The sequence below is a fragment of the Streptosporangium sp. NBC_01755 genome (assembly GCF_035917995.1).
In the GTDB taxonomy this organism is placed as follows: domain Bacteria; phylum Actinomycetota; class Actinomycetes; order Streptosporangiales; family Streptosporangiaceae; genus Streptosporangium.
In genome coordinates this window covers 7,043,847-7,066,651 of record NZ_CP109131.1, presented here as the reverse complement: position 1 = coordinate 7,066,651, position 22,805 = coordinate 7,043,847, and the positions used below count along the sequence as shown (strand labels likewise).

21 protein-coding genes and 1 pseudogene are annotated in these 22,805 nt (G+C 70.5%); 13 read left to right on the top strand and 9 right to left on the bottom strand.

Annotated features, from left to right (window positions below):
- Positions 1–40: 40 nt before the first annotated feature.
- Positions 41–598, top strand: coding sequence for a TrmH family RNA methyltransferase (locus OG884_RS32570; protein ID WP_326639283.1), 558 nt, complete (start codon positions 41–43; stop codon positions 596–598).
- A 5-nt stretch (positions 599–603) separates the two neighbouring features.
- Here the strand turns inward: OG884_RS32570 and qcrB are convergent, their stop codons facing one another.
- Entirely contained in the window at positions 604–2,298 is a 1,695-nt protein-coding gene (qcrB, locus tag OG884_RS32565; protein WP_326639281.1) for a cytochrome bc1 complex cytochrome b subunit, read from the bottom strand.
- A gap of 241 nt (positions 2,299–2,539) precedes the next feature.
- Here qcrB and OG884_RS32560 point away from each other — a divergent pair, with 241 nt between their 5' ends.
- From OG884_RS32560 to OG884_RS32545, 4 genes and pseudogenes are all read left to right on the top strand, one after another.
- A complete protein-coding gene (locus OG884_RS32560) occupies positions 2,540–3,337 on the top strand; it encodes a glycerophosphodiester phosphodiesterase (RefSeq protein WP_326639278.1) in 798 nt (265 codons plus the stop codon).
- A 199-nt stretch (positions 3,338–3,536) separates the two neighbouring features.
- A pseudogene (locus OG884_RS32555) lies at positions 3,537–4,913 on the top strand (MFS transporter); the annotation flags it as partial.
- A gap of 148 nt (positions 4,914–5,061) precedes the next feature.
- Entirely contained in the window at positions 5,062–5,406 is a 345-nt protein-coding gene (locus OG884_RS32550) for an RNA polymerase-binding protein RbpA (protein WP_030904469.1), read from the top strand.
- A 206-nt stretch (positions 5,407–5,612) separates the two neighbouring features.
- Positions 5,613–6,437, top strand: a complete 825-nt coding sequence (locus tag OG884_RS32545) for an isocitrate lyase/PEP mutase family protein (RefSeq protein WP_326639276.1) — start codon at positions 5,613–5,615, stop codon at positions 6,435–6,437.
- Positions 6,438–6,509: 72 nt separating this feature from the next.
- On the opposite strand, the gene OG884_RS32540 is transcribed toward OG884_RS32545, so the two are convergent.
- The 6 genes from OG884_RS32540 to OG884_RS32515 all read right to left on the bottom strand — a co-directional run bounded on the left by OG884_RS32540 (position 6,510) and on the right by OG884_RS32515 (position 13,227).
- Positions 6,510–6,851: a zinc ribbon domain-containing protein gene (locus tag OG884_RS32540; RefSeq protein WP_442811576.1), complete on the bottom strand. Its 342-nt coding sequence runs from the start codon at positions 6,849–6,851 to the stop codon at positions 6,510–6,512.
- On the bottom strand, positions 6,848–7,348 hold the full coding sequence (locus tag OG884_RS32535; RefSeq protein ID WP_326639274.1) for a GNAT family N-acetyltransferase: 501 nt from the start codon (positions 7,346–7,348) through the stop codon (positions 6,848–6,850). Before OG884_RS32535 ends, OG884_RS32540 begins: the two co-directional genes overlap by 4 nt.
- 45 nt (positions 7,349–7,393) lie before the next feature.
- Complete coding sequence (locus OG884_RS32530) at positions 7,394–7,966, bottom strand: FxsA family protein (protein WP_326639273.1); 573 nt, start codon at positions 7,964–7,966, stop codon at positions 7,394–7,396.
- Positions 7,967–8,096: 130 nt separating this feature from the next.
- A complete protein-coding gene (locus tag OG884_RS32525; protein WP_326639271.1) occupies positions 8,097–8,849 on the bottom strand; it encodes a polyprenol monophosphomannose synthase in 753 nt (250 codons plus the stop codon).
- A complete protein-coding gene (lnt, locus tag OG884_RS32520) occupies positions 8,849–10,534 on the bottom strand; it encodes an apolipoprotein N-acyltransferase (protein WP_326639269.1) in 1,686 nt (561 codons plus the stop codon). The genes OG884_RS32525 and lnt overlap by 1 nt, the downstream gene beginning before the upstream one ends.
- Before the next feature lie 581 nt (positions 10,535–11,115).
- Positions 11,116–13,227, bottom strand: a complete 2,112-nt coding sequence (locus OG884_RS32515; RefSeq protein ID WP_326639266.1) for a HelD family protein — start codon at positions 13,225–13,227, stop codon at positions 11,116–11,118.
- A 410-nt stretch (positions 13,228–13,637) separates the two neighbouring features.
- On the opposite strand from OG884_RS32515, the gene OG884_RS32510 reads away from it, so the two are divergent.
- From OG884_RS32510 to OG884_RS32490, 5 genes are all read left to right on the top strand, one after another.
- Positions 13,638–14,834 carry an ROK family transcriptional regulator gene (locus tag OG884_RS32510; RefSeq protein ID WP_326639264.1) on the top strand — a complete coding sequence of 399 codons (1,197 nt, stop codon included), beginning with the start codon at positions 13,638–13,640 and terminating at the stop codon, positions 14,832–14,834.
- Positions 14,755–15,216 (top strand): extracellular solute-binding protein, encoded by a 462-nt coding sequence (locus OG884_RS32505; RefSeq protein ID WP_326647070.1) that lies wholly within the window; start codon positions 14,755–14,757, stop codon positions 15,214–15,216. Before OG884_RS32510 ends, OG884_RS32505 begins: the two co-directional genes overlap by 80 nt.
- A gap of 150 nt (positions 15,217–15,366) precedes the next feature.
- Positions 15,367–15,681, top strand: a complete 315-nt coding sequence (locus OG884_RS32500) for a carbohydrate ABC transporter permease (RefSeq protein WP_442811575.1) — start codon at positions 15,367–15,369, stop codon at positions 15,679–15,681.
- Positions 15,678–16,937: a 6-phospho-beta-glucosidase gene (locus OG884_RS32495; RefSeq protein WP_326639260.1), complete on the top strand. Its 1,260-nt coding sequence runs from the start codon at positions 15,678–15,680 to the stop codon at positions 16,935–16,937. The genes OG884_RS32500 and OG884_RS32495 overlap by 4 nt, the downstream gene beginning before the upstream one ends.
- Complete coding sequence (locus OG884_RS32490) at positions 16,934–17,905, top strand: N-acetylglucosamine kinase (RefSeq protein WP_326639258.1); 972 nt, start codon at positions 16,934–16,936, stop codon at positions 17,903–17,905. The genes OG884_RS32495 and OG884_RS32490 overlap by 4 nt, the downstream gene beginning before the upstream one ends.
- A 14-nt stretch (positions 17,906–17,919) precedes the next feature.
- On the opposite strand, the gene OG884_RS32485 is transcribed toward OG884_RS32490, so the two are convergent.
- Positions 17,920–18,180, bottom strand: a complete 261-nt coding sequence (locus tag OG884_RS32485; RefSeq protein ID WP_326639257.1) for a hypothetical protein — start codon at positions 18,178–18,180, stop codon at positions 17,920–17,922.
- Between the two features lie 468 nt (positions 18,181–18,648).
- Between OG884_RS32485 and OG884_RS37705 the strand changes: the two genes are divergently transcribed.
- Entirely contained in the window at positions 18,649–19,389 is a 741-nt protein-coding gene (locus OG884_RS37705; protein WP_442811574.1) for a dioxygenase family protein, read from the top strand.
- Between the two features lie 229 nt (positions 19,390–19,618).
- Here the strand turns inward: OG884_RS37705 and OG884_RS32470 are convergent, their stop codons facing one another.
- Complete coding sequence (locus tag OG884_RS32470) at positions 19,619–20,095, bottom strand: Lrp/AsnC family transcriptional regulator (RefSeq protein ID WP_326639255.1); 477 nt, start codon at positions 20,093–20,095, stop codon at positions 19,619–19,621.
- A gap of 123 nt (positions 20,096–20,218) precedes the next feature.
- On the opposite strand from OG884_RS32470, the gene OG884_RS32465 reads away from it, so the two are divergent.
- Together OG884_RS32465 and OG884_RS32460 are read left to right on the top strand one after the other, a co-directional pair.
- Complete coding sequence (locus OG884_RS32465; RefSeq protein WP_326639253.1) at positions 20,219–21,169, top strand: pirin family protein; 951 nt, start codon at positions 20,219–20,221, stop codon at positions 21,167–21,169.
- 159 nt (positions 21,170–21,328) lie between these two features.
- Positions 21,329–22,738 carry a dihydrolipoyl dehydrogenase family protein gene (locus tag OG884_RS32460; protein WP_326639251.1) on the top strand — a complete coding sequence of 470 codons (1,410 nt, stop codon included), beginning with the start codon at positions 21,329–21,331 and terminating at the stop codon, positions 22,736–22,738.
- Positions 22,739–22,805: the final 67 nt, after the last annotated feature.

Genomic DNA, 22,805 nt, shown 5'->3' with positions numbered 1-22,805 from the left:
CGAACCGCCCGAGAGACGAACGAGGAACGGTGAACGACCGATGACTGCGAACCCGCGCAGGCAGCTGCGCCCGACCGATGTCAAGCGCCTCAACCGCACCTGGCGGAGAAACACCGAAGGGCGGATCGCTCTGATCCTGGAGTCGGTGACCGGCCCGTTCAACATCGGTTCCATCTTCCGCACGGCCGCCGCCTTCGGGGTGGAGCGGATCTGGCTGGCGGGCAACGCCACCCCTCCGACCAACCCCAAGGCGCAGAAGACCGCGCTGGGCACCGACCGCCTGGTGGCCTGGGAGGAGCCGGTGCCCGCCCTGGAGGCCGTACGGGCGGCCAGGGACGACGGGTTCACGGTGGTCGCGGTGGAGTTGACCGGCGACGCGGTACCCCTGTCTGAGGCCAAGCTGGGCGGCGACGTGTGCCTGGTGGTGGGCAGCGAGGACCACGGCTGCTCCCCCGCACTGCTGGAGGCCGCCGACGGCGTCTGCTACATCCCGCAGGTGGGCCGGGTCGGCTCGTTCAACGTCTCGGTCGCGGCGGCGATCGCGGTGGCGGAGGCCCGCCGCCAGGAGTGGTCGGGCAAGGCGCTGCCGGAGGACTGAGCCGGTCACGGGGACGGGCGCCCGCCCTCATCCGCGCCCGAATCCGTGCCCGAGTCCGTGCCCGATCCGATGGCCGCGCGCCCGTCCTGCCCGTCCTGCCCGTCCTGCCTGTGCCCGTCGCGCCCCTGGTCACCGTGGAGCGGGACCTTCTCGCCTCCGTAGATCCTGCTCATCCTGGCGCGAAGCCTGGCGAGCCGGCGGTGCCTCCCGTTCGCGGGGATCCCCTCCTTGTCCTCGACGGCCGCGGGGATCGTCGGGATCGGCCTCTTGCCTCGGATGAGAGCCTCGATGCCCTCGTTGGGCGGGACGTGCACCTCGATGTAGTCGCCCAACGGCCGCCGCTTGATCACGCCGGTCTCCACGCCGTGGCCGATCTGCGCGGCGTCGCGGCGCTGCAGGCCCAGGCAGATCCGGTAGGTGATGTAGTAGGCCAGGGCCGGCCCAAGGAAGATCATGACGCGGCCGATGTAGGTCAGCGTGTTCAGCGAGAGGTGGAAGAACGCGGCGATCACGTCGTTCGAGGCCATCAACCACAGGATCCCGTAGAACGTGATCGCGGCTACGCCGATCGAGGTGCGGTGCGGGTTGTTGCGGGGACGGTCCACGACGTGGTGCTCGCGGCGGTCTCCGGTGACCCACTGCTCGATGAACGGATACAGCGCCAGGCCCGTCATGATGATGCCCATCGGCAGCAGCGCCGGGATCAGCACGCTCAGCGGCAGCGTGAAGCCCAGGACATTGATCTCCCAGGCGGGCATCAGACGGAGCGAGCCCTCGAGGAAGCCCAGGTAGAAGTCGGGCTGAGAGCCCGCCGAGATGTCGGCCGGGGTGTAGGGACCGAACAGCCAGATCGGGTTGATCTGGGCGAAGGCGCCCAGCAGCGCGGTGACGCCGAACGTGAACATGAAGTAGGCGCCCGACTTGATCATGAAGGCCGGGTAGAACGGCGCGCCCACCACGTTCTCGTTGGTGCGGCCCTTGCCCGGCATCTGCGTGTGCTTCAGCACCCACGTCAGGATCATGTGGGCGGTGATGAGCGCCAGCAGGACGCCCGGGATGAGCAGGATGTGCAACGAGTAGAAGCGAGAGATGACGTCCTCACCGGGATACTCGCCGCCGAGGAGAAAGAAGGTGAGCCAGGTGCCGACCACCGGAAACGAGATCGCCACACCCGCGGTGATCCGCAGGGCGGCGCCGGAGAGCAGGTCGTCGGCCAGAGAGTAGCCGGTCAGCCCCTCGGCCAGGGCCAGCGTCAGCAGCAGCACGCCGATCACCCAGTTCAGCTCCCGGGGCTTGCGGTAAGCGCCCATGAAGAAGATCCGGAGCATGTGCACCATCATCCCGGCGACGAACAGCAGGGCGGCCCAGTGGTGCATCTGGCGCATCAGCAGACCACCGCGCACGTCGAAGCTGATGCGCAACGTCGAGGCGTACGCCTCGGACATCATGACGCCCCGCAGCGGGCCGTAGGAGCCGTCGTAGGTGATCTCACCCATGGTGGGCCTGAAGAAGAACGTCAGGAACACCCCGGTCAGCAGCAGGACGATGAACGAGTAGAGCGGGATCTCACCGAGCAGGAACGTCCAGTGGTCAGGGAAGAGCTTCCGCATGTTGCGCTTGAGAAAGGAGGCCGCGCCAAGGCGGTCGTCGGCGAAACCGCCGACGCCCGCCACGGATTTCGGAATGTTCCCGGTGCCCATGCGCGGCCTCCGTTCTCGTGGACCTCGGTCTCGATGTCGTGCTCCCGGGGACCGAGAACCAGGTGAAACGGCGAGGTCTGCCGTGGATGACCAGGTATTTCTCATCATCCATGGCGGTGAACAAGCCGGTGAACAAGCCGAGGCAAAGACTCGCCGATCGGCTCCGTTCCGGGGTCTTGTGACCCAAATGTTCACCTGCTCGCGATGACGAGCCCGGCTCACAGGGGGCATACTCCTGCACGTGCAGCGTCGTTACGCCTTCCTCGACCATCCCGCCCCGCTGGCCTTCGCCCACCGCGGCGGGGCCGCCGAGGGCAGGGAGAACACCTTCGCCGCCTTCGAGCGAGCCGTCGAGCTCGGTTACACGTACCTGGAGACCGACGCGCACACCACCTCCGACGGAGTGCTCCTGGCCTTCCACGACCACACGCTGGACCGGGTGACCGACCGCCGGGGACGAATCGCCGAGCTGCCGTACCGGCTGGTGCGCGAGGCGCGAATCGGTGGCGTCGACGAGATCCCGCTGATGGAGGACCTGCTGGGCTCGTGGCCGGAGGCGCGCTTCAACATCGACGTCAAGGAGGCGGCGGCCATCGCACCGCTCGCCGAGACGGTGAGGCGGACCACCGCCCATGACCGGATCTGCCTCACCTCCTTCTCCGAGGAGCGACTCGCCCGGGCCCGTGCCGCGATCGGCCGCGAGGTGTGCTCCTCGCTCGGACCGCGCGGTGTGGCGGCCCTGCGCGCCGCCGCCACCACCTCCGGGTACGGCCGGCTGCTCGCCCGTCTGGCCCGCGCCGGGGTGCCGTGCGCGCAGGTTCCGGTGGGCTTCCGTGGCCTGCGTATCACCACGCCCGCCCTGGTCCGCACGGCGCACGCGCTCGGCATGCAGGTCCACGTGTGGACCGTCAACGACACCGTGGTGATGGAGCGCCTGCTCGACGCGGGTGTGGACGGCCTGATGACCGACAACATCTCCGGGCTGCGCGACGTGCTGGAGGCCCGTGGCCAGTGGCACCCCGGCCGTCTCGCCGCATGAGCCGCATGAGCCGCATGAGCCGCATGAGCTGTATGAGCTGTATGAACGACATGAACCGCATGAACGACATGAACGGCGCGCGGGCGCCTGACCGCCGGAACACGCGCGGCCCCGCGAGAGCACCGGCCCGGCCGCCACGCGCGTTCCGTCTTGTGGCGACGTAAGCGCATGACGACGTAAGCGCCCCGTTCCCCCGCCCCCCAGCGAACCGAGGACCCCCATGACCTCCGAACAGGTCGTCGAGGAAACCCCCCAGGCCCGCCGTCGCGAACAGCGTGGCTGGTACTTCTACGACTGGGCGAACTCCGCCTTTCCCACCACGGTCCTGACGGTCTTCCTCGGCCCCTACCTGACGACGATCGCGGAGACCGCCGCCCAGGGGCGCCCCTACGTGGACGTGCTCGGGTTCGACGTGCGGCCCAGCGCCTACTACTCCTTCGTGGTGGGCAGCGCGGCCATCCTGCAGATCATCCTGATGCCCGTCGCGGGTGCCCTGGCCGACCACACCGGCCGCAAGAAGGAGCTCATGGGGCTGTTCGCCTACCTCGGCGCCGGCGCCACCCTCTGCTTCTGGTTCGTCGCCGACGGACGCTACCTGCTGGGCGGCGCGCTGTTCCTGGTGGCCAACCTCGCCTTCGCCGCCGCGTTCGTGATCTACAACTCATTCCTGCCGGAGATCGCCACGCCGGACGAGCGCGACAAGGTCTCCGCCCAGGGATGGGGGTTCGGCTATCTCGGCGGCGGCCTGCTGCTCGCCTTCCACCTGGCGCTCTTCCTCAACCACAAGTCCTTCGGCGTCACCGAGGGCGAGGCCGTGCGCATCGCCCTGGCCTCGGCGGGCCTGTGGTGGGGCGGGTTCACGATCATCCCGCTGCTGCGGCTGCGCAACCGGCGGGCGCTCGCCTCCGGCGCCGAGACAGCCGGCCAGGCCGTGACGGGCAGCTTCCGCCAACTGGGCCGCACCATCAGGGAGCTACGGCGCTACCCGCTGACCCTGGGCTTCCTGGTCGCCTACCTCATCTACAACGACGGCGTGCAGACCGTCATCTCCTTCTCGGCCACCTACGCCGACAAGGAACTCGGGCTGGACCAGGAGGTGCGGATCGCGGCGATCCTGATGGTGCAGTTCGTGGCCTTCTTCGGGGCACTACTGCTAGGCCGGCTCGCCGCCTCGTACGGGGCCAAGCGGGTCGTGATGGTCGCGCTGATCGCCTGGGTCGCCGTGGTGGCCGTGGCCTACTTCCTGCCCAAGGGGTCGGCGGGACCGTTCTTCGCGCTGGGGTTCGCCATCGCGATCGTGATGGGCGGGACGCAGGCACTGTCGCGGTCGCTGTTCTCACACGTGATCCCGCGAGGCAAGGAGGCAGAGTACTACAGCCTGTACGAGATCAGCGACAAGGGATCGACGTTCCTCGGCTCGTTCACCCTCGGCCTGGCGCTCCAACTGACCGACAGCTACCGGCTGGGCATCATCTCTTTGGTGATCTTCTTCGTGCTCGGTTTCGTGCTGCTCGCCCTCATCGACCTGCCCAAGGCCATCAGAGCGGCCGGAAACCAGGTGCCGGAACGCCTCTGAGAACGCCCCGGAAAAGGGTTCCTTCACAGACCGGGTCAAGAACGTGCGATTGGATCACCCTGTCTGTGGGAATCCACACACGGTATCAAGCGTTGTACGCCGTGGGAGATGAACCCCTCACGACGGGGCCCTCAGGAGGCATTCAGACATGGGCGAGCGTGCGCTACGCGGTACCCGGCTCGGGGCGACCAGCTACGAGAACGACCGTAACACCGATCTGGCCCCGCGCCAGGAGGTGTCCTACACCTGCCCGAAGGGCCATCGATTCGACGTTCCGCTTGCCGCTGAGGCCGAGATCCCGGCGACCTGGGAGTGCCGCATGTGCGGCGCGACCGCCCTCCGGGTGGACGGCGAGGTGCCGGAGGCCAAGAAGGCCAAGCCCCCACGGACGCACTGGGACATGCTGCTGGAGCGCCGCACGATCGAGGACCTGGAGGAGGTGCTCAACGAGCGCCTGGCGATTTTACGCGCCCAGCGCCGCAAGAGCGCCTGACCGATTCGAAGAGACGGAGACCTTCGGCCCCCTTCACAAGGGGGCCGAAGGTCTCCGTCTTCCCTGCTGTCCCGATGACGATCTGCCCGGTGGTGACCTGTCCCGGCGGCGACCGGGACGCGAAGTGGCTCAACTGGAAGTGGCTCAACTGATTGATGCGGAATTGGTCCTTGGGGTCGGTCCATTTTCTGCCTAAGGTCACTCCCATGACCAGTCAGACCAGCAAAGGAACCACCGGCACCACCTTGACGACGGCCGGTGAGAAAGCCGCGGCGCTGCGGGCGCTGCACGTGCCGGGCCGCCCGCTGGTGGTGCCCAACGTCTGGGACGCCGCGTCGGCGCGCGCCGTCGAGGCCGCGGGGTTCCCGGTGATCGCCACCGGCAGCGCCGCCGTCGCCCCGGTGCTCGGGTACGACGACGGTGAGGAGACACCGGTCGAGGAGATGCTGGCCGCGATCGCCAGGATCAGCCGCTCGGTCGGTCTGCCCGTCACCGCCGACATGGAACGCGGCTACGGACTGGAGCCCGCCGAACTGGTCGAACGGCTCGCCGCCGCCGGGGCTTCCGGCTGCAACCTGGAGGACTCCGACCCTCATACGGGCGCGATGATCGACGCCGGCGAGCAGGCCGCCTTCCTCGGTGCCGTCCGATCCGCCGCGGTCGACGCCGGCGTGGACCTGGTGATCAACGCCCGGGTCGACACCTACATGCACGGCACGGGAGACGCCGGGGAGCGACTGGCCGAATCGGTGCGGCGGGGCCGCAGCTACCTGGAGGCGGGTGCCGACTGCGTCTACCCGATCTTCGCGGCCAAGGCCGAGGCCATCCGCGCACTGGCCGAGCGGATCGGGGGGCCGATCAACATCCTGTTCCGTCCAGGTACGCCGTCGCTCGGCGAACTGGCCTCCCTCGGGGTGGCCCGGGTGAGCTTCGGACACGGTCTGCACGGGGCCGTGCAGGCGTACACGGCCCGGATGCTCACCGCTATCCGGGACGGCGAGAGCCCCTACTTCCCCGCCCTGTCAACTTGACCCGGCCCTAAAGGACCGGGCTTGGAGGTAGGGCACCACTGGCTGTGGTGTGGCCTCCTCCGTCCAGACCACCTATGGGGTGGCTGGGACGCGTGACTCACGCCCCGCAATCCACGCAGCCTCGCCGCGTGCGGCGATGTTGCGGGAGGCATTCCGGTCGGCGTGGGCAACGACCCCGCAGTTCCGGCAGACGAAGAGGGCCTGGTTGACCCGGTTGTTCTTCTCGATGTGGTGGCAGTCGGCGCATTCCTGACTGGTGCAGGCCGGATCAACGCGCACCAGCGGGACGCCCGCCCGCCGCGCTTTGTACTCAAGGAAGGCCCCGAGCTGGTGGAAAGCCCAGGAGTGCAGTGCTTGCGAGGAACCTCGGGCCTTCAGGACTCCGTTGGGAAATTCAGGAACAGGGCGGATCAAGCTGACAGAGGCTTCTCGAAGCAGTGGGAGCCCGCGAGCCGCTCGTACGGAGGAAAGATCGGGACAGGGGCGTAGCCCTCCCTCTCGTACAGCCTCACCGCGTCCGGCTGGCGGTCGCCGGTCTGCAGGACGATCCGGGGCGCGCCCAGCGCGCGGGCCGCGTCCTCGGCCGCGGCCAGCAGGGCGCGCGCCACGTGGGTGCCCCGGTGCGAGGGTGCCACGAACATCCGCTTGAGCTCCAGCTCTTCGCCGAGTCTGCGCAGCGCCACGTGCCCGACGGGAAGGCCCTCCGCCGAGTACGCGATCCCGGTGTAGGCGACGGTCTCGGGCTCGACGTCCATGCCCCGGGGCAGCAGGTCGGGGGTGGCGGCGAGCAGATCGGCGTAGCGAGCGTGCATCTCCTCGGTCATGGCCTGGCGCAGCGCCACGGCCGCGTCGTCGTCCCAGGGAACGGACCTGACCGTGGCCAGGCCGGTTCCCTCCGCGAACGCGGTCATAACAGTCCCTCTCCCTCGCTCCGTCTCCGCGCCGTCTGGCCGCGTTCAGCGATCGGTGAGGCCTCGGGGGCCGACGGCACCGTCAGGGGCTCCGGCACCACCGGGGGCGGCCGGCTCGTCACGGATGACCTCCCCGTGCAGCACCGGACCCGAGCCGGGCGACCTCCCGGCGTCGCGCAACACGTCGAAGGGCGAGCCGTCGCCGCCGAACGGCGAACCGAGCCCGGTGCCCGCCGCGTTCCTGGCCATGACGGTGCGGACCCGGCGGGCGAAGAACCAGGCTCCGAGCCTGCGGACCATCGGCCGGGTGAAGGGCAGCAGGCACAGGACACCCAGCACGTCGGAGAGGAATCCGGGGATGAGCAGCAACGTGCCACCCACAATGATCAGGCCGCCGCCGGCGAGCTCGCGGTCGGGCATCCGCCCGGTCTGCAGCGCGCTCTGGAGGTTACGCCAGGCCCGGCGGCCCTCGCGGCGCACGATCCAGGAACCGAGCAGGCCGCCGGCGAGCAGGAGGGCCAGCGTCGGCCAGCCACCGATGACCTGACCGACCTGAATGAGCACCAACATCTCAAGGACCGGCACTACAAGGAAGGTCAGGACCAGCAGAAAGCGCATCTTTGCCTCAACTCATGCGACAGCCGTATGACATGACAACGCCGCGGAGCGGCCGCGCGTTCCACGTTCGCTCAGCGTGGACGCGTCCTCGGCGGAGTCTCGGGAGCACGCTCTCGCCGTACCCCGGAGGTCAGCGACCACGGCGGCGGCGCAGCCGCGCGGGCAGGCCCATGACACCCCAGGCGGCGACCCGCCAGAAGGCTTCGACCACGACGCCGCGGCCCATCTTGCTGGCCCCGATGGTGCGATCCACGAAGGTGATCGGCACCTCGGTGACGCGCAGCCCGTTGCGGACCGTGCGCAGGGTCAGGTCCACCTGGAAGCAGTAGCCCTGCGACTCGACGTCGTCCAGGCCGATCTTCTCCAGGGTGGCGGCACGGTAGGCACGGAACCCCGCGGTGGCGTCGCGGACCGGAAGGCCGAGCATGAACCGGGTGTAGAGGTTGGCGCCGCGCGACAGGAGCTCCCGCGAGGCCGGCCAGTTGACGACCTTGCCACCGGGCACCCACCGGGAGCCGATCGCCAGGTCGGCCCCGTCGACCAGCATGTCCAGCAGCTTGGGCAGTTCCTCCGGCCGGTGGGAGCCGTCGGCGTCCATCTCCACGAGGATGCCGAAGCCCTCCCCCAGACCCCAGCGGAAACCCGCGATGTAGGCCGCACCCAGGCCCTGCTTGCCTCCTGGCCGGTGCAGCACGTGGACGTGGGCGTCGTCGGCCACCAGCTTGTCGGCGACCGCCCCCGTGCCGTCGGGGCTGTCGTCGTCGACGACCAGGAGGTGCGCCTCGGGCACGGTCTCGCGCAACCGCCGGGTGATCACCGGCAGGTTCTCCCGCTCGTTGTACGTCGGGACGATGACGAGCACCCGACCAAGCATCCGCTCCATCACGCGTCTCCCACCTGCTGATCGCCTTTCCGGATCACGGGGTGCCCCACGCCATGCGTCCGGCGCCGCCAGGCGGCGGCCAGCGCGCCCGCACCCACAAGTATCAAGGCCCATTCGGGCAGCGCGCCCACGCGTGTGGCGATGGTTTGCGCGGTCCTGACCGGGACGGTCAGGACGTTCATGGCGGGCACCAGTTCCCCGGTGCGCCAGGCGATCGAGCCGCTGGGGGTCACGTATGCCGATATACCAGTAATTGCGGAAGTGATCACCGCCCGATTGTGCTCCACGGCCCGCAGCTGGGACATGGCGAGCTGCTGCGGCGGCAGGTTGGTCAGCGCGTACGTGGCGTTGTTGGTCTGCACCACCAGCGGCGAGGCGCCCGTCCTGGCGGTGTCGCCCACGATGCCGTCGAAGGCCACCTCGTAGCAGTTGATCGCGCCGATGGTCACCGGTCCCAGCCGGAGGTCGCCGTCGCGGGTGCCCGGCACCGACTGCTTGCCGACCAGTGACGCGCGTTCGAACAGGGTCAGCACGAGGTCCTTGAGCGGGGTGTACTCCCCGAAGGGGACCAGTTGCTGCTTGTCGTAGTGGGCGCCTGGCCCGGTGACCGGGTCCCAGACCAGGCTGCGGGTCGCCCGCTTGTCCTTCCCGATCCCGACCACCGCGCCGACCAGGACGGGTACCCCGACGTCCTTGACCGCCGCGTCGATCTCGTTCCTGGCGAACTCACTGCGCAGCGGGTCGATGTCCGTGGAGTTCTCCGGCAGCACGACCAGGTCGGGCCGGGGAGTCCTGCCCTCCCTGACGTCCCGCGCCATCTGGTGGAGCATCCGGGTGTGGTTGCCGAGCACCACGGCCGGCTCGTCGCCCAGCGGGTGCATGCCCCGGCCGGGGACGTTGCCCTGGATGACGCCGACGATCACGTTCCTGCCCTCGTCGCCGTACCGGGGGACGGCCAGGGCCCCGGCCGGCACGGCCAGCGCTCCGGCGAGCGGCCACGCGACGGCCCGTCCCCAGCGCGGGACCCGGGACCCGGCCGGGGTCGAAGACGTGCGCGGGGCCCGGGACGCGAGCCGAGCCGGAAACGACCGCGACACAGCCGAGGCGAGCAGGCCGCCGCACAGGGCCACCGCGAAGCTCACCAGCGGTGCCCCGCCGAGTGCCGCGTACGGGGTGAAGAACGACTCACCCTGGCTGAAGGCCACCCGCGCCCAGGGGAACCCGCCGAAGGGGAACCGGCCCCTGGCCCACTCGGCCGCCACCCAGAGCGCGGCGCCCCACAGCGGCCACAGGCGCAGCCTGGCCACCAGGGCGGCCCCGGCACCCCAGGCGGCGTAGAAGGCGCTCTCCATGGCGACCAGCCCCAGCCAGGCATCGATGCCGATCGGGCTCACCCAGTGCAGGCCGGGCAGCAGCAGGGCGAGCCCGGCCAGGAGGCCCAGCCACGCGCCACGGCGCGGGCGGGTGCCGTGCACCGCCAGGATCGCCGAGGCCATGCCGAGCGGCGCGAGGAACCAGAGCCCGAGCGGTGGGAAGGCGAGGAACATCAGCAGGCCGCCGATCACCGCACCCGCGACGCGGGCGGGCAGTTCCAGGCGGGAGGGGGGAGGCGGGGCCGTCTCACTGGACGAGCCGTCCGTCACGGACACCTCCGGCACCGGGGCGGCCGTCTTCTCCTGCACCACGGGCGGGGCTCCTTGCCATGTCGTACGGGCCGGCGACGCCCGGTCCTCCTAGCCCGAACGCTACCGCCCAGTGGGCACGCCCCCAAAAAGTTCCCTGACATATTCTCCAGAAGCTCAGCAAAGAGCCCTGAAACCAGCAAAACCACCAGAGCGGCCCCGGTCACGGCAACGGGGCGGTCCGGGGTGTCCTTTCGACACCCCGGACCGCCCCGACGCTTGCGGCGCTCGCACGGGAGCGGGAAGAGAGCCCGGGCAACCCTTCGGACCGGTTCCGTCCCGTCGGCGGCGAGCGCGGATTGCCGTTGTCTACTGGGTGCCCGGACCCCTCCTGGGTCCAACCCCCCGCCCGGAAGGAGTGCCCCGCCTCGACGGACTGCCGGCCCTGCGTCTGGCTGAACGGACGGGGTCACCCCCGTCACGGGCGCAGGAAACGGCGATGTCGAAAGGCGGCCGACCGGCCAGTCCCGTGCTGGACTGGGCAGCAAACTACCGAGCCCAGCGCAGATGTCAACCGTGTCACTAACAGCGGAAACATCAAGTTTTCGCAGCTGGGACATGATCGACGAGAGCCGCCAATGGTCTCATGTGATCCGATGTCTCTCAAGTCGAGCGAGGGCATCGGGAAGCGGACCGTCGTGCACGACGCCAAGCCGCTGGGTCGCGCGGGTCAACGCCACGTAAAGGTCGCTGGCCCCGCGCGGGGACTCGCCCAGGATCGACTCCGGTTCGACCACGATGACCGCGTCGAACTCCAGCCCCTTGGCCTCGGCGACGGTCAGCACCGCCACCTGTGCGTCCAGGGCCGCGGCCCCCGGACCGGCGACCGCGCCGTCGACGGAACGGACCACCGCCTCTCCGAACTCCCGCGCGCGCGACTCGGGGACGATCACGACAAGTCGCCCACCCTCGACGACCTCGGCCTTGACGACGTCTCCGAGGGAGGCCGTCGGGGAGACCGCCCACGGGTGCGCCCCGGTCTCCCTGACCGAGGCCGGGGCGCTCAGCGCCGGATCGACCAGGGTGAGCACGTCGGCGGCCACGGCCATCAGCTCCGCCGGGGTGCGGTAGTTGACGCTGAGGGTCTCCTCGCGCCAGCGCCCGGCCACGTAGGGGTCGAGGACCCGGCCCCAGGAGCGCGCCCCGGCCGAGGATCCGGTCTGGGCCAGGTCGCCGACGATCGTCATCGACCGCGTCGGGCAGCGTCGCATCAGCATTCGCCAGTCCATCGGCGACAGCTCCTGCGCCTCGTCGACGATGACATGGCCGAATGCCCAGCCGCGGTCGGCCGCGGCGCGCTCGGCGGTGGTCAGGAAGACGTCGTCGCCGAGGTGGCGAGCGGCGAACCTCTCGGCGTCCATGATGTCGGACAGCCCGGTCAGCTCCAGGACCTCCTTGGCGTAGGCGAGCTGGTGCTGCCGCTCGTCGAGCGCGGCGGCGCGCTGCGCGGCCTGCTCCTCCTCGGCCATCCAGGCTCCGGCCCGCAGCACCGCGGGGTCGATGTCGCCGAGCAGTTCGGCGGCCTCGTCCAGGAGCGGCACGTCGGACTCGGCCCACCAGTTCTCCCCCTTGCGGGGCGGCTCGCGCAGCATCAGCTCCCGCTCGGCCTCGCCGAACTCGGCGGCGGCGTGGTCGAGGCGCTCGCGGGAGGTGAACAGCCCGATCAGGAGCTGCTGTGGCGTGACGTAGGGCCACAGGCGGTTCAGGGCCGCCTTGACGGGGCGCTCGGTACGGAGGTCCTCGCGGATGTCGGCCAGCTCGTCGTCGTCGATCATCCCCTTGCCCAGCTGCCTGGCGGCCTGGCGGGCGAGCGCGTTGAGCAGGTGGCGGACGAAGATCGAGCGGGCCTCGTTGTGCGCCCGCTTGGAGCGGGCCGCCCTGCTCCGCGCGGCCTCCAGGACGTTGCCCTCCAGCCTGAGGGTGTAGCGGTCGAGGCGGATCTCGATCGGCTTACGCGGCACCCGCTGCCGCTCGCGCACGGCCCGTGCGATGACCTGGCCCATCCGGGAGTCACCCTTGAGCCCCGCCACCTCGGGACGCTCCCTGCGCCCGGGGACGACCCCCGGGTAAAGCTCGGAGACCGTCGACAACAGCACGTCGGTCTCCCCCAGGGAGGGCAGCACCTGCTCGATGTAGCGCAGGAACGTCAGGTTCGGCCCGAGTATGAGCACACCCCTGCGGGCCAGCTTCTCCCGGTGGGTGTAGAGCAGGTAGGCGGCGCGGTGCAGCGCGACCACGGTCTTTCCCGTGCCGGGACCGCCCTGCACGACCAGCACCCCGCCCAGGTCCGAGCGGATGATGCGGTCCTGCTCCGACTGGATGGTGGCCACGATGTCGCGCATCCGTCCGGTGCGCCGGGCGGCCAGGGAGGCCAGCAGGGCGGCCTCCCCGTTGAGGGTGGCCACGTCCTCGTCCGTGAGGTTGTCGAGGTCCAGGAGGTCGTCGTCGATCCCGATCACCCTGCGGCCCTTGGTCTGCAGGTGGCGGCGGCGGGTGACGCCCATCGAGACCGCGGGGGTGGCACCGTAGAAGGGCTGGGCGACCGGGGCACGCCAGTCGATCAGCAGCCGACGCTGGTCGTCGTCGGCCATGCCGATGCGGCCGATGTAGAGGGAGGTGTCGTCGGCGTTGTCGAGTCTGCCGAAGCACAGGCCGTTCTCGACAGCCCACAGACGGCCCAGACGCTCGGCGTACATCCCGGCGAAGGTGTCGCGCTCGGAGCGGTTCTGGTGCGTGCCGCCGCTCCCTCCCTGCGCGAGGACGCCGTCCAGCTGCCGCTGGGTGCGCTCGCGCAGCAGATCGAGCCGCGCGTAGAGACCTGAGACGTACTCCTGCTCCTTGGCCAGCTCGATTTGACGGGTTGCCGTCGCTCCATTATCGTTGCTAGTAATGGGATACTCCGGACCATTGCGCTAGTTGTTATGACAAACCATCACCCTAGCAGGTCCGTTGAGAAGTTTACCCGCCCTCTGCGCCATCACAGCTTGATTGCGGCACCCCCTGCCTGCTTGACGAGGATCCGCCGGGCTCCTTACATTCACTCGAAGTTAGGAAAGCTTCCTAACTTCGCTTCATCAGTGAACGCGAGGACGCACGCGGAGGGCCAGTGAAACAGCCGACGCCGGGCACCCCCAGCCTGCTACGCGCGATCAACGACCGCGCCGCCCTGCAGGCCCTGCTGGAGCGCGGTCCGCTGACCCGCCCGGAGATCGGCGCCCTCACCGGCCTGTCCAAGCCCACCGCCTCGCAGCTCCTCATCCGCCTGCAGGAGGCGGACCTGGTCGTGCTCGACGGCATCCGCGAGGGACTGCCCGGCCGCACCGCCGAGGTCTACCGGCTCAACCCGGCCGCCGCGTACGCCGCCGCGCTGGACGTCACACGCGCGGGCATCGACGTCAGGGTCGCCGACATCACCGGCACCGTGGTCGGCGAGCACCACCTGCCCACTCCAGGCCGCTCCGGCGGCGACGCGGTGGAGCGGGTCGCCGCCGCGCTGAAGGGTGCGGGCCCCCCGGCGACGCCGCGGTGCGCGGTCATCGGTGTGCAGGGCGCGATCGACCCGGGCACCGGCAGGCTGGCCTACGCCACCAGCAAGGACATGCCCGGCTGGCACATCCCCGATCTGGTCCGCACCCTCGGCGAAGGGCTGGGCATACCGGTCTCGATAGAGAACAACGTCAACCTCGTCGCCCAAGCCGAGCAGGCGCACGGCGTGGGCCGGGGCCACCGGGACTTCGTGCTGCTCTGGGTCGACGAGGGCCTGGGCGCGGCGCTGGTCCTCGGCGGCCGGCTGCACCGGGGCGCCACCGGCGGCGCCGGCGAGATCGGCTACATGCCCACCCCCGGCGCGCCGACCGCCGGGGACACCGGCCGCTACGCCAACCACGGCTACCAGGCGCTGACCGGTGGCCCCGCGGTGCTCAAGATCCTCCGGTCGTACGGCGTGCGTGGCAGCGCCCCCGCGCAGGCGGTGCTGAACGCCGTGCGGGCCGCCGCTTCCACCGGCAGGCGTGCCGACGACGCCCGTGCCGGGCTGCGCGACATCGCCTCCCGGCTGGCCGTCGGGCTGGCCTCGATCATCTCGGTCGTCGACCCCGAGATCATCGTGCTGACCGGCGGGACCCTGCTCGCGGGCGGCGACACCCTGCGCGAGCTCGTCGAGCACGAGCTCCACGCGCTGACCATCCCCCGGCCGCCGCTGCTGCTGTCGACCGTCGAGGGCAATCCCGTCCTCGCCGGCGCGCTCGACCTGGCCCTCGCCACCGTGCGCGACGAGGTCTTCGGCTCCACAGTCCCCTCCTGACCCTCTCGTATACCCCCACCCCCCAGACGGCACCTCGGCGGTCGGCTCCGACCCGGCGTGGAAGGAACTGCTGCGCTGGCAGAAGGAGCTCGTCGACTGGTACGGCTACGACAAGCTGGAGAAGTTCCGCAAGAGCCTGGGCCAGGAATGGTCGGCCGATCACCCGTTCCACAAGGGCAAGATCGCCATGGTCCTGGACGGCGAGTGGCGCAACGCCATGATCGCCAATGAGGCCAAGGGCCTCGACTACGGCACCGCGCCGCTCCCGGTCTCCGACGCCAAGCCCGACCTGTACGGCAGCGGCTTCACCGCGGGCACCGTGATCGGTGTGCCCAAGGGCGCCAAGAACCCGCAGGCCGCCTGGGAGCTGGTCAAGTACTGACCACCGACACCTCGGCGCTGGTCACGCTCTCCAACGCACTGCGCAACGTGCCGACCACCAAGGCCTCGCCGGAGTCACCGGACCTGGACAAGGACCCGAACTTCCAGACCTTCCTCTGGATGTCGCCCTGGCTGCTGTCGTCGATCCCGGGTGGACGGCTGCTCGGACTTCCGGACCCTGATCAAGGTGATCCTGCCGATGGCACGTCCGGCGATAGCGGCGGTGGGGCTGTTCCAGTTCTTCTACTGCTGGAACGATTACTACGGTCCGCTGCTCTACACCCAGACAAACGAGGAAAGCTGGACGCTCTCTCTCGGGCTGGCGTCCTTCCGGGCACTGCACAGCGTGCAGTGGAACCTCACCATGGCGGCGACCCTGCTCGTCATGGCCCCGGTGATCGTCGTGTTCTTCTTCGCCCAGAAGGTCTTCATCGAGGGCGTCACGCTGACAGGAGTAAAAGGGTGAAACTCGCCGTTGTCGGGGGCGGCTCGACGTACACGCCGGAGCTGATCGACGGGTTCGCGCGGCTGCGCGACGAGCTGCCACTGACCGAGATCGCACTGGTCGACCCGGACGCCCGCCGGCTGGATCCGGTGTCCGGCATGGCGCGCCGGATGCTGGCACGGGCCGGGCATCCGGCCACGGTCGTCGCGACCACCTCGGTCGAGGAGGGCGTCGCCGGGGCGCACGCGGTCCTGCTGCAGCTGCGCGTCGGCGGCCAGGCGGCGCGCGACGTGGACGAGACGCTGCCGCTGGAGTGCGGCTGCGTCGGCCAGGAGACGACCGGGGCGGGCGGGCTGGCCAAGGCGCTGCGCACGGTGCCGGTGGTGCTGGACATCGCCGAGAAGATCAGAAAGCACGCGCCCGACGCCTGGATCGTCGACTTCACCAACCCGGTCGGCATCGTCACCAGGGCACTCCTGAAGGCCGGGCACCGGGCCATCGGCCTGTGCAACGTGGCCATCGGCTTCCAGCGCCGCTTCGCCGCGAACCTGGGCGTCGCCCCCGAGCGGATCTCCCTGGGCCACGTCGGCCTGAACCACCTCACCTGGGAGCGGGCCGTCCACCTGGACGGGGTGGACGTGCTGCCGAAACTGCTGGAGAGCCATGCCGAGGAGATCGCCGAGGACGTCGGCCTGAGTGCCGCGCTGATCCGCCACCTGGGCGTGGTGCCCTCCTACTACCTGCGCTACTTCTACGAGCACGACCTGGTGGTGGCCGAGCAGCGGACCAGGCCGTCGCGTGCGGCCGAGGTCGCGGCGATGGAGACGGCGCTGCTCGAGATGTACGCCGACCCGACCGTGGACACCAAGCCCGAGCTGCTGGAAAAGCGCGGCGGAGCCTTCTACTCGGAGGCCGCGGTGGCGTTGATCGCCTCGCTGGTCGGCGACCGCGGCGACACCCAGGTGGTCAACCTGCGCAACGACGGCACGCTGCCGTTCCTGCCCGACGAGGCGGTCATCGAGGTCCCGGCCACGATCACCGCGGCGGGCGCGACCGCGCTGCCGGTGGACCCGGTGGAGCCGCTCTTCGCCGGGCTCATCGCCCACGTCACGGCGTACGAGACGCTGGCGCTCGCGGCCGCGCTGCACGGCGGTGAGGGCCGCGTCGCCGACGCGCTGCTGGCCCACCCGCTGATCGGGCAGGCCACACTCTCGAAAGACCTGGCCCGGCGCCTGATCGAGGCCAACCGCGGGCACCTGTCCTGGGCGAACGCGTGAGGACGATCCTGGCCGTCGACGGCGGCAACAGCAAGACCGACGTCACGCTGGTCGGCGAGGACGGCTCGGTCATCGCCACCGGGCGCGGCGGTGCCTTCCAGCCGCAGACCGCGGGGGTGCGGGCCGCGATCGACGTGATCGGCGACGCCGTGCGCTCCGCGCTCGGCGAGGAGGCGGTCACACCCTACGCCGACCACGTGGCCGCCTATGTGGCGGGCGCGGACCTGCCGGTGGAGGAGGACGCGCTCCGCGCGGAGATCCTCCTGCGGGGGTACGGCACGGAGGTGACCGTCGGCAACGACACCTTCGCGCTGCTGCGCGCCGGGGCCTCGGGCCCCACGGGCGTGGCCGTGGTGTGCGGCGCGGGCATCAACGCGGTGGCGGTCTCCCCCTCGGGGGAGGTGGCGAGATACCCGGCCCTGGGGCGGCTCACCGGCGACTGGGGCGGTGGTCTCGGCCTCGGCGAGGAGGCGCTCTGGCACGCCGTACGGGCCGAGGACGGCCGGGGCCCCGCCAGCGCGCTGGCCTCCGCGATCCGCGAGCACTTCGGCACCCGCACCGTCGAGGAGGTGTCCCTGGCCATCCACTTCGGTGAGCTGCCCTACGGCAGGCTGAACGAGCTGGTACCGGTGCTGATGGCCGTCGCCGCCCAGGGTGACGGGGTGGCCCGCTCGCTGGTGGCGCGGATGGCCGAGGAGGTCGTCGTGCTCGCGGTGGTCGCGTTGCGCCGCCTGGACCTGCTCACCGTCCCGATGGAGGTGGTCCTGGGCGGTGGCGTGCTCACCGCCCGTGACCCGCTGATGAGCGAGCTGCTGGAGCGGGGCTTCGCCGAGCGGGCCCCGCAGGCCAAGCCGATCGTCGCCGACGTCGCCCCCATCATGGGTGCCGCCCTCCTGGGGCTGGACGCCCTCGGCGCCCCCGAGGAGGCCAGTGCCCGCCTGCGCGCCCACTTCCACACCGCGACATGATCCGCGAGGCGGTGTCACAGGTACTGGCCGGTTTCGACTCCGTTCGTCTTCGACACCCGGACCGACACCACGTTGGCCAGGTTGACGACCATGCCGATCATCTCGGTCTCAGGGCCGTATCTCACCTGGGTCAGCACCAGGCTGCGCCGCTCGTCCAGAGCACGGGAGATCGCCTCCAACGCCTCGGACTCCCCGTCGAAATCCCCGCTCGTCACGGAGACGTCCTCACCTCCCACCGGATGGAATCGGATGATCAGTGCGTCGTTGTCAGGCACAGCCGGCTCCTTTCGCCAGTGTCCACAAGAAGTACCTGCCCAGCGTCGAACGCTGTAGACAACCGTCGCCGCCCGGGCTCCATGCGGAGGACCTGACCGCCGCGGAGGCGCCCCGTCCCCGTGCGGTAAAACGGAGATATCCGCGAGGTGAATCACCTCGTCGGAATTTCGCCGGTCATGTCATTCCATTCTTGTCATAAATATTTGGTATGACGTGACTAAAGCCTTATTCGGGCGGCCCTCACCTGCATGATTATTACCACGGTAGCCATATGGCGAAGTTATAGAAACATGGAGGGTGCCGCGGCCTCACGTCCGATGTCAGCCTTGTGCACGTCCAGGCTGCCAGGTCCCGCCGATTCCCCGCGGCAGTGTCGCACGGCGCCGTTTTCGACCGGCCGCCCCGGCGCCGCACGCGTTCGACAGATCGCGTCCAGGCACGTCCCCCCGAAGGCCAAGGAGGCCATTGTGGACGCCGAGAACACCCACCACCAGAATACCGGCGACGAGAGCGGCGGTATCAGCCGCAAGACCCTGCTGAAGGCCGCTCTCATCGCCCCGATTCCGCTGCTGGTCGGCCGGGCTCCCGCGCTGGCCCGCGACGCGCAGCGGACGGACGGGCTGCTCGACCCCACCCCCTTCTGCGACGACGGCGACGACCCGACGACCGCCCAGACCGAGGGCCCCTATTTCAGGCCCAACTCGCCACGGCGCACCTCACTGGTCGGGCCCGGCACACCGGGCGTCCCGCTGACCGTCCGCGGCTACGTGTTCGGCCGCTCGTGCCGGCCGATCGCCAACGCGCTTCTGGACTTCTGGCAGGCGGACACCAACGGCGCCTACGACAACAGCGGATTCGGCTTCCGCGGGCACCGGTTCAGCGACGCCCAGGGCGCGTTCAAGCTGACCACGATCGTTCCGGGCCTGTATCCCGGACGCACCCGGCACATCCACGTCAAGGTCCAGGCCCCGAACCGGCCGGTACTCACCACCCAACGGGGGCGGGACGTGGAAGGCCGGAACGAACTACAAGGCCGGCGACCAGGTCACCTACGGTGGCGTGACCTACCGCTGCCTCCAGGGGCACACGGCCTACGCCGGATGGGAGCCGCCGAACGTACCGGCCCTGTGGCAGCGCGTCTGACGCACCGACCGGCCGACGTGACCGGCGACCGCCCACCTCCCCTCGTGGACGTCGTGTCGCCGTAGCCCGGGATGCCCGGTCCGACCTCTCCCCGGACCGGGCATCCCGCCGGAGGTCTCCCGGTCGATGTCCGACGCGCTTCTCCCGGCGTTCGATCGACTCCGCGACCCGCGCGTAGACGGGATGATCTTCCTGGGAGGCGCCCGTCCAGCCTGGATTGACTACCTCACATCCGGCAAGTCGGGATTGGTCGCCCACCGCAGGGGGCGGGGCGTTTCGCAGGCACCGGGAGGATCAGGCGCGCTCGTCGGGCTTGCCGGCCTCGGTGCCGGCCGGCTCCGGGGTGCGGTGCTCATACGGCGTGCTGAGTACGACGGTGGTGCGGGTGGAGACGTTGGCGGCGGTGCGGATCTGGTTCAGCAGTTCCTCAAGCGCGATCGGCGAGGCCACCCGGACCTTGAGGATGTAGCTCTCGTCCCCGGCCACGCTGTGGCAGGCCTCGACGGCACTCAGGTGGGCCAGCCTCTCCGGTGCGTCGTCGGCCGCGGCCGGGTCGATCGGCTTGATGGACACGAACGCGGTGAGCGGAAGCCCGATGGCGTCGTAGTCGACCAGCGCCGCGTAACCCCGCAGCACCCCGCGCTTCTCCAGCCTGCGCACCCGCTGGTGCACCGCCGACACCGACAACCCGGTCTCCCTGGCGAGATCGGTGAAGCTCATCCGACCATCCCTGGCCAGCAACGTGACGATACAGCGGTCGATCTCCTCCATCCGGTAACGGTAACGGCACCGGGGACCACACGCACCGCCCGGATGTCACGGCACGGTCCCAACCACGGGCAGCCCCGCGGTCCGGTGACCCGGGGAGGCCGGATCAGACCGTAAAGTCACGAGATGAGCAACCTGGAAACGAATCCGCAGGAGTCGGCGTGCGGCGGCCTCGCGGACGTGGCGACGGAGCCGGTGACCGAAGTGCTGGCCGGCCGGGACGTGGTGCTGGGCGGCCCGCGGGCGATGAAGGTCACCAGAACCCTGCCGAACCGGGACATCAGAATGGTCGGCGCCTGGTGCTTCGTCGACCACTACGGCCCGGAAAAGACGACGATGAACGTCCCCCCGCATCCGCACACCGGACTCCAGACCGTCAGCTGGCTCGTGGAGGGCGAGATCCTGCACCACGACAGCGTCGGCAGCGAGCAGCTGATCAGGCCGGGCCAGCTCAATCTGATGACCGCCGGGCGTGCCATCTCCCACTCCGAGGTGGCGGCCGCCGAGGCCGTCCTGCACGGGGTCCAGCTCTGGGTGGCGCTCCCCTCCGACGCCCGCGAGACGGCTCCGGCCTTCGAGCACCACCCGGTGCTGCCCGAGTTGACCCTGCCGGGCGCCAGGGTGACCGTCGTCATGGGCGAACTGGGCGGCGTCACGTCACCGGCGACGGCCCACACCCCGCTGGTCGGGGCCGAGGTGAGACTGGAGGCCGGCGCGACGACCTCCGTCCCGCTCCGTCCCGGCTTCGAGTACGCCGTGCTGGCCCTGTCCGGCACCGTGCGGGTCGACGAGACGGACCTGGCCCCCGGGCCGCTGCTCTATCTGGGCAGCGGGCGCTCACAGCTGGCCATACGGGCCCAGGAGGCCGGCCGGCTGCTGCTCATCGGCGGCGAGCCGTTCGAGGAGCGGATCGTCATGTGGTGGAACTTCGTCGGCCGCAGCCACGAGGAGATCGCCCGGCTCCGGCGGGAGTGGATGGAGGGTACGGAGTTCGGCACGGTGCCCGGCGGAGTCGCCCCGCTGCCCGCTCCCGAACTTCCGCTGACCACCCTGAAGGCGCGCGGACGCCGCCGCTGACAAGGGCTTCTCGCGCGAGACGCCCCGCCCATCACGAGGCCCCGCGCCTCGCCGGAGCCCCCACATGACTTCGGCCCCGGCCGAACGGTGCGAAGCTGGTACGACCCGCGCCGCGGGAGCGGTGCGGGTCCATGACCGGTTCTGCCTGGGAGGTAAGTCGTGTCGGACGAGTTCGACGTGGTGGTTGTGGGCGCGGGCCCCGCGGGCGAGAACGTCGCCGACCGTGCGGTCAGGGGAGGGCTGACCGCCGCGATCGTCGAGAGGAACCTGGCCGGCGGCGAGTGCGCGTACTGGGCGTGCATCCCCAGCAAGGCGCTGCTGCGCCCGGTGGAGCTGGCCGCCGAGGTCGCCCGGGTACCGGGCCTGACGCTGGGCCCGATCGACACCGCCGCCGTGCTCGCCCGGCGCGACGAGGCGGTGTCCCACCTGGACGACAGCGGCCAGGTCGAGTGGCTCAGGAGCGTGCCCGCGGAGTTCGTACGCGGCCACGGGCGGCTGGACGGCCCCAGACGGGTCGTGGTGACCTCGAAGGACGGCTCGGTCCGCACGCTGACCGCCAGGCACGCGGTCGTGCTGGCGACCGGTAGCGGTGCGGCCGTCCCGCCGATCCCCGGGCTGGCGGAGGCCTCGCCGTGGACCAGCCATGAGGTGACGGCGGCCAGGAGCGTCCCTGAGCGGCTGGCCGTGCTGGGCGGCGGCGTGGTGGCCTGCGAGATGGCCCAGGCCATGCACGGACTCGGCGCGGTGGAGACGACGTTGCTGGCGCGCGGCGGACTGCTCGGCAGGATGGAGCCGTTCGCCGGGGAGCTGGTGGCCGCCTCGTTCGCCAGGGCCGGCATCACGGTGCGCCAGGGCGTCCAGGTGACGAAGGTCGAGCGGCCCAGGCCGGGGGGCCCGGTCACACTCCACCTGTCCGAGGGCCCGCCCGTCGAGGCGGACGAGCTACTGGTGGCCACCGGCAGGTACCCCGCCACCGGCGACCTGGGCCTGGAGAGTGTCGGCCTGGAGACCGGGCGCTTGGTGGAGGTCGACGACAGCATGCGCGCGACCGGCGTCTCCGGCGGCTGGCTGTACGCGGTGGGCGACGTCAACGGCCGCGCCCTGCTCACCCATATGGGCAAGTACCAGGCGCGGCTGTGCGGCGACGTCATCGCGGCGCGGGCCAAGGACGAGCCCGACGACCTGCCAGGACTGCGCGACGTGGCGGACGGCTACGGCGCACCGCAGGTCATCTTCACCGACCCGCAGGTGTGCGCGGTCGGCCGGACCGAGGCCCAGGCCCGCGCCGAGGGGTTCGACGTCCGCGTGGTCGAGTACGACCTGGGCAGGGTGTCGGGAGCCTATCTACAGGGCGACGGCTACCACGGCATGGCCAAGGCGGTCGTGGACGAGCGGCGCCGCGTCCTGCTGGGGGTGACCTTCGTCGGCCCGGCCGTGGGCGATCTGCTGCACGCCGCGACGATCGCCGTCACCGCCGAGGTGACCCTCGACCGGCTCTGGCACGCCGTGCCGTCCTTCCCCACGGTCAGCGAGATCTGGCTGCGGCTGCTCGAGGCCTACGGCCTGTAGCCAGGTCCTGGGCGTCTTCCCCGCCGCGCCGTCCGGCGCGGCGGGGAAGACCCGGTTTTGGCCCCCG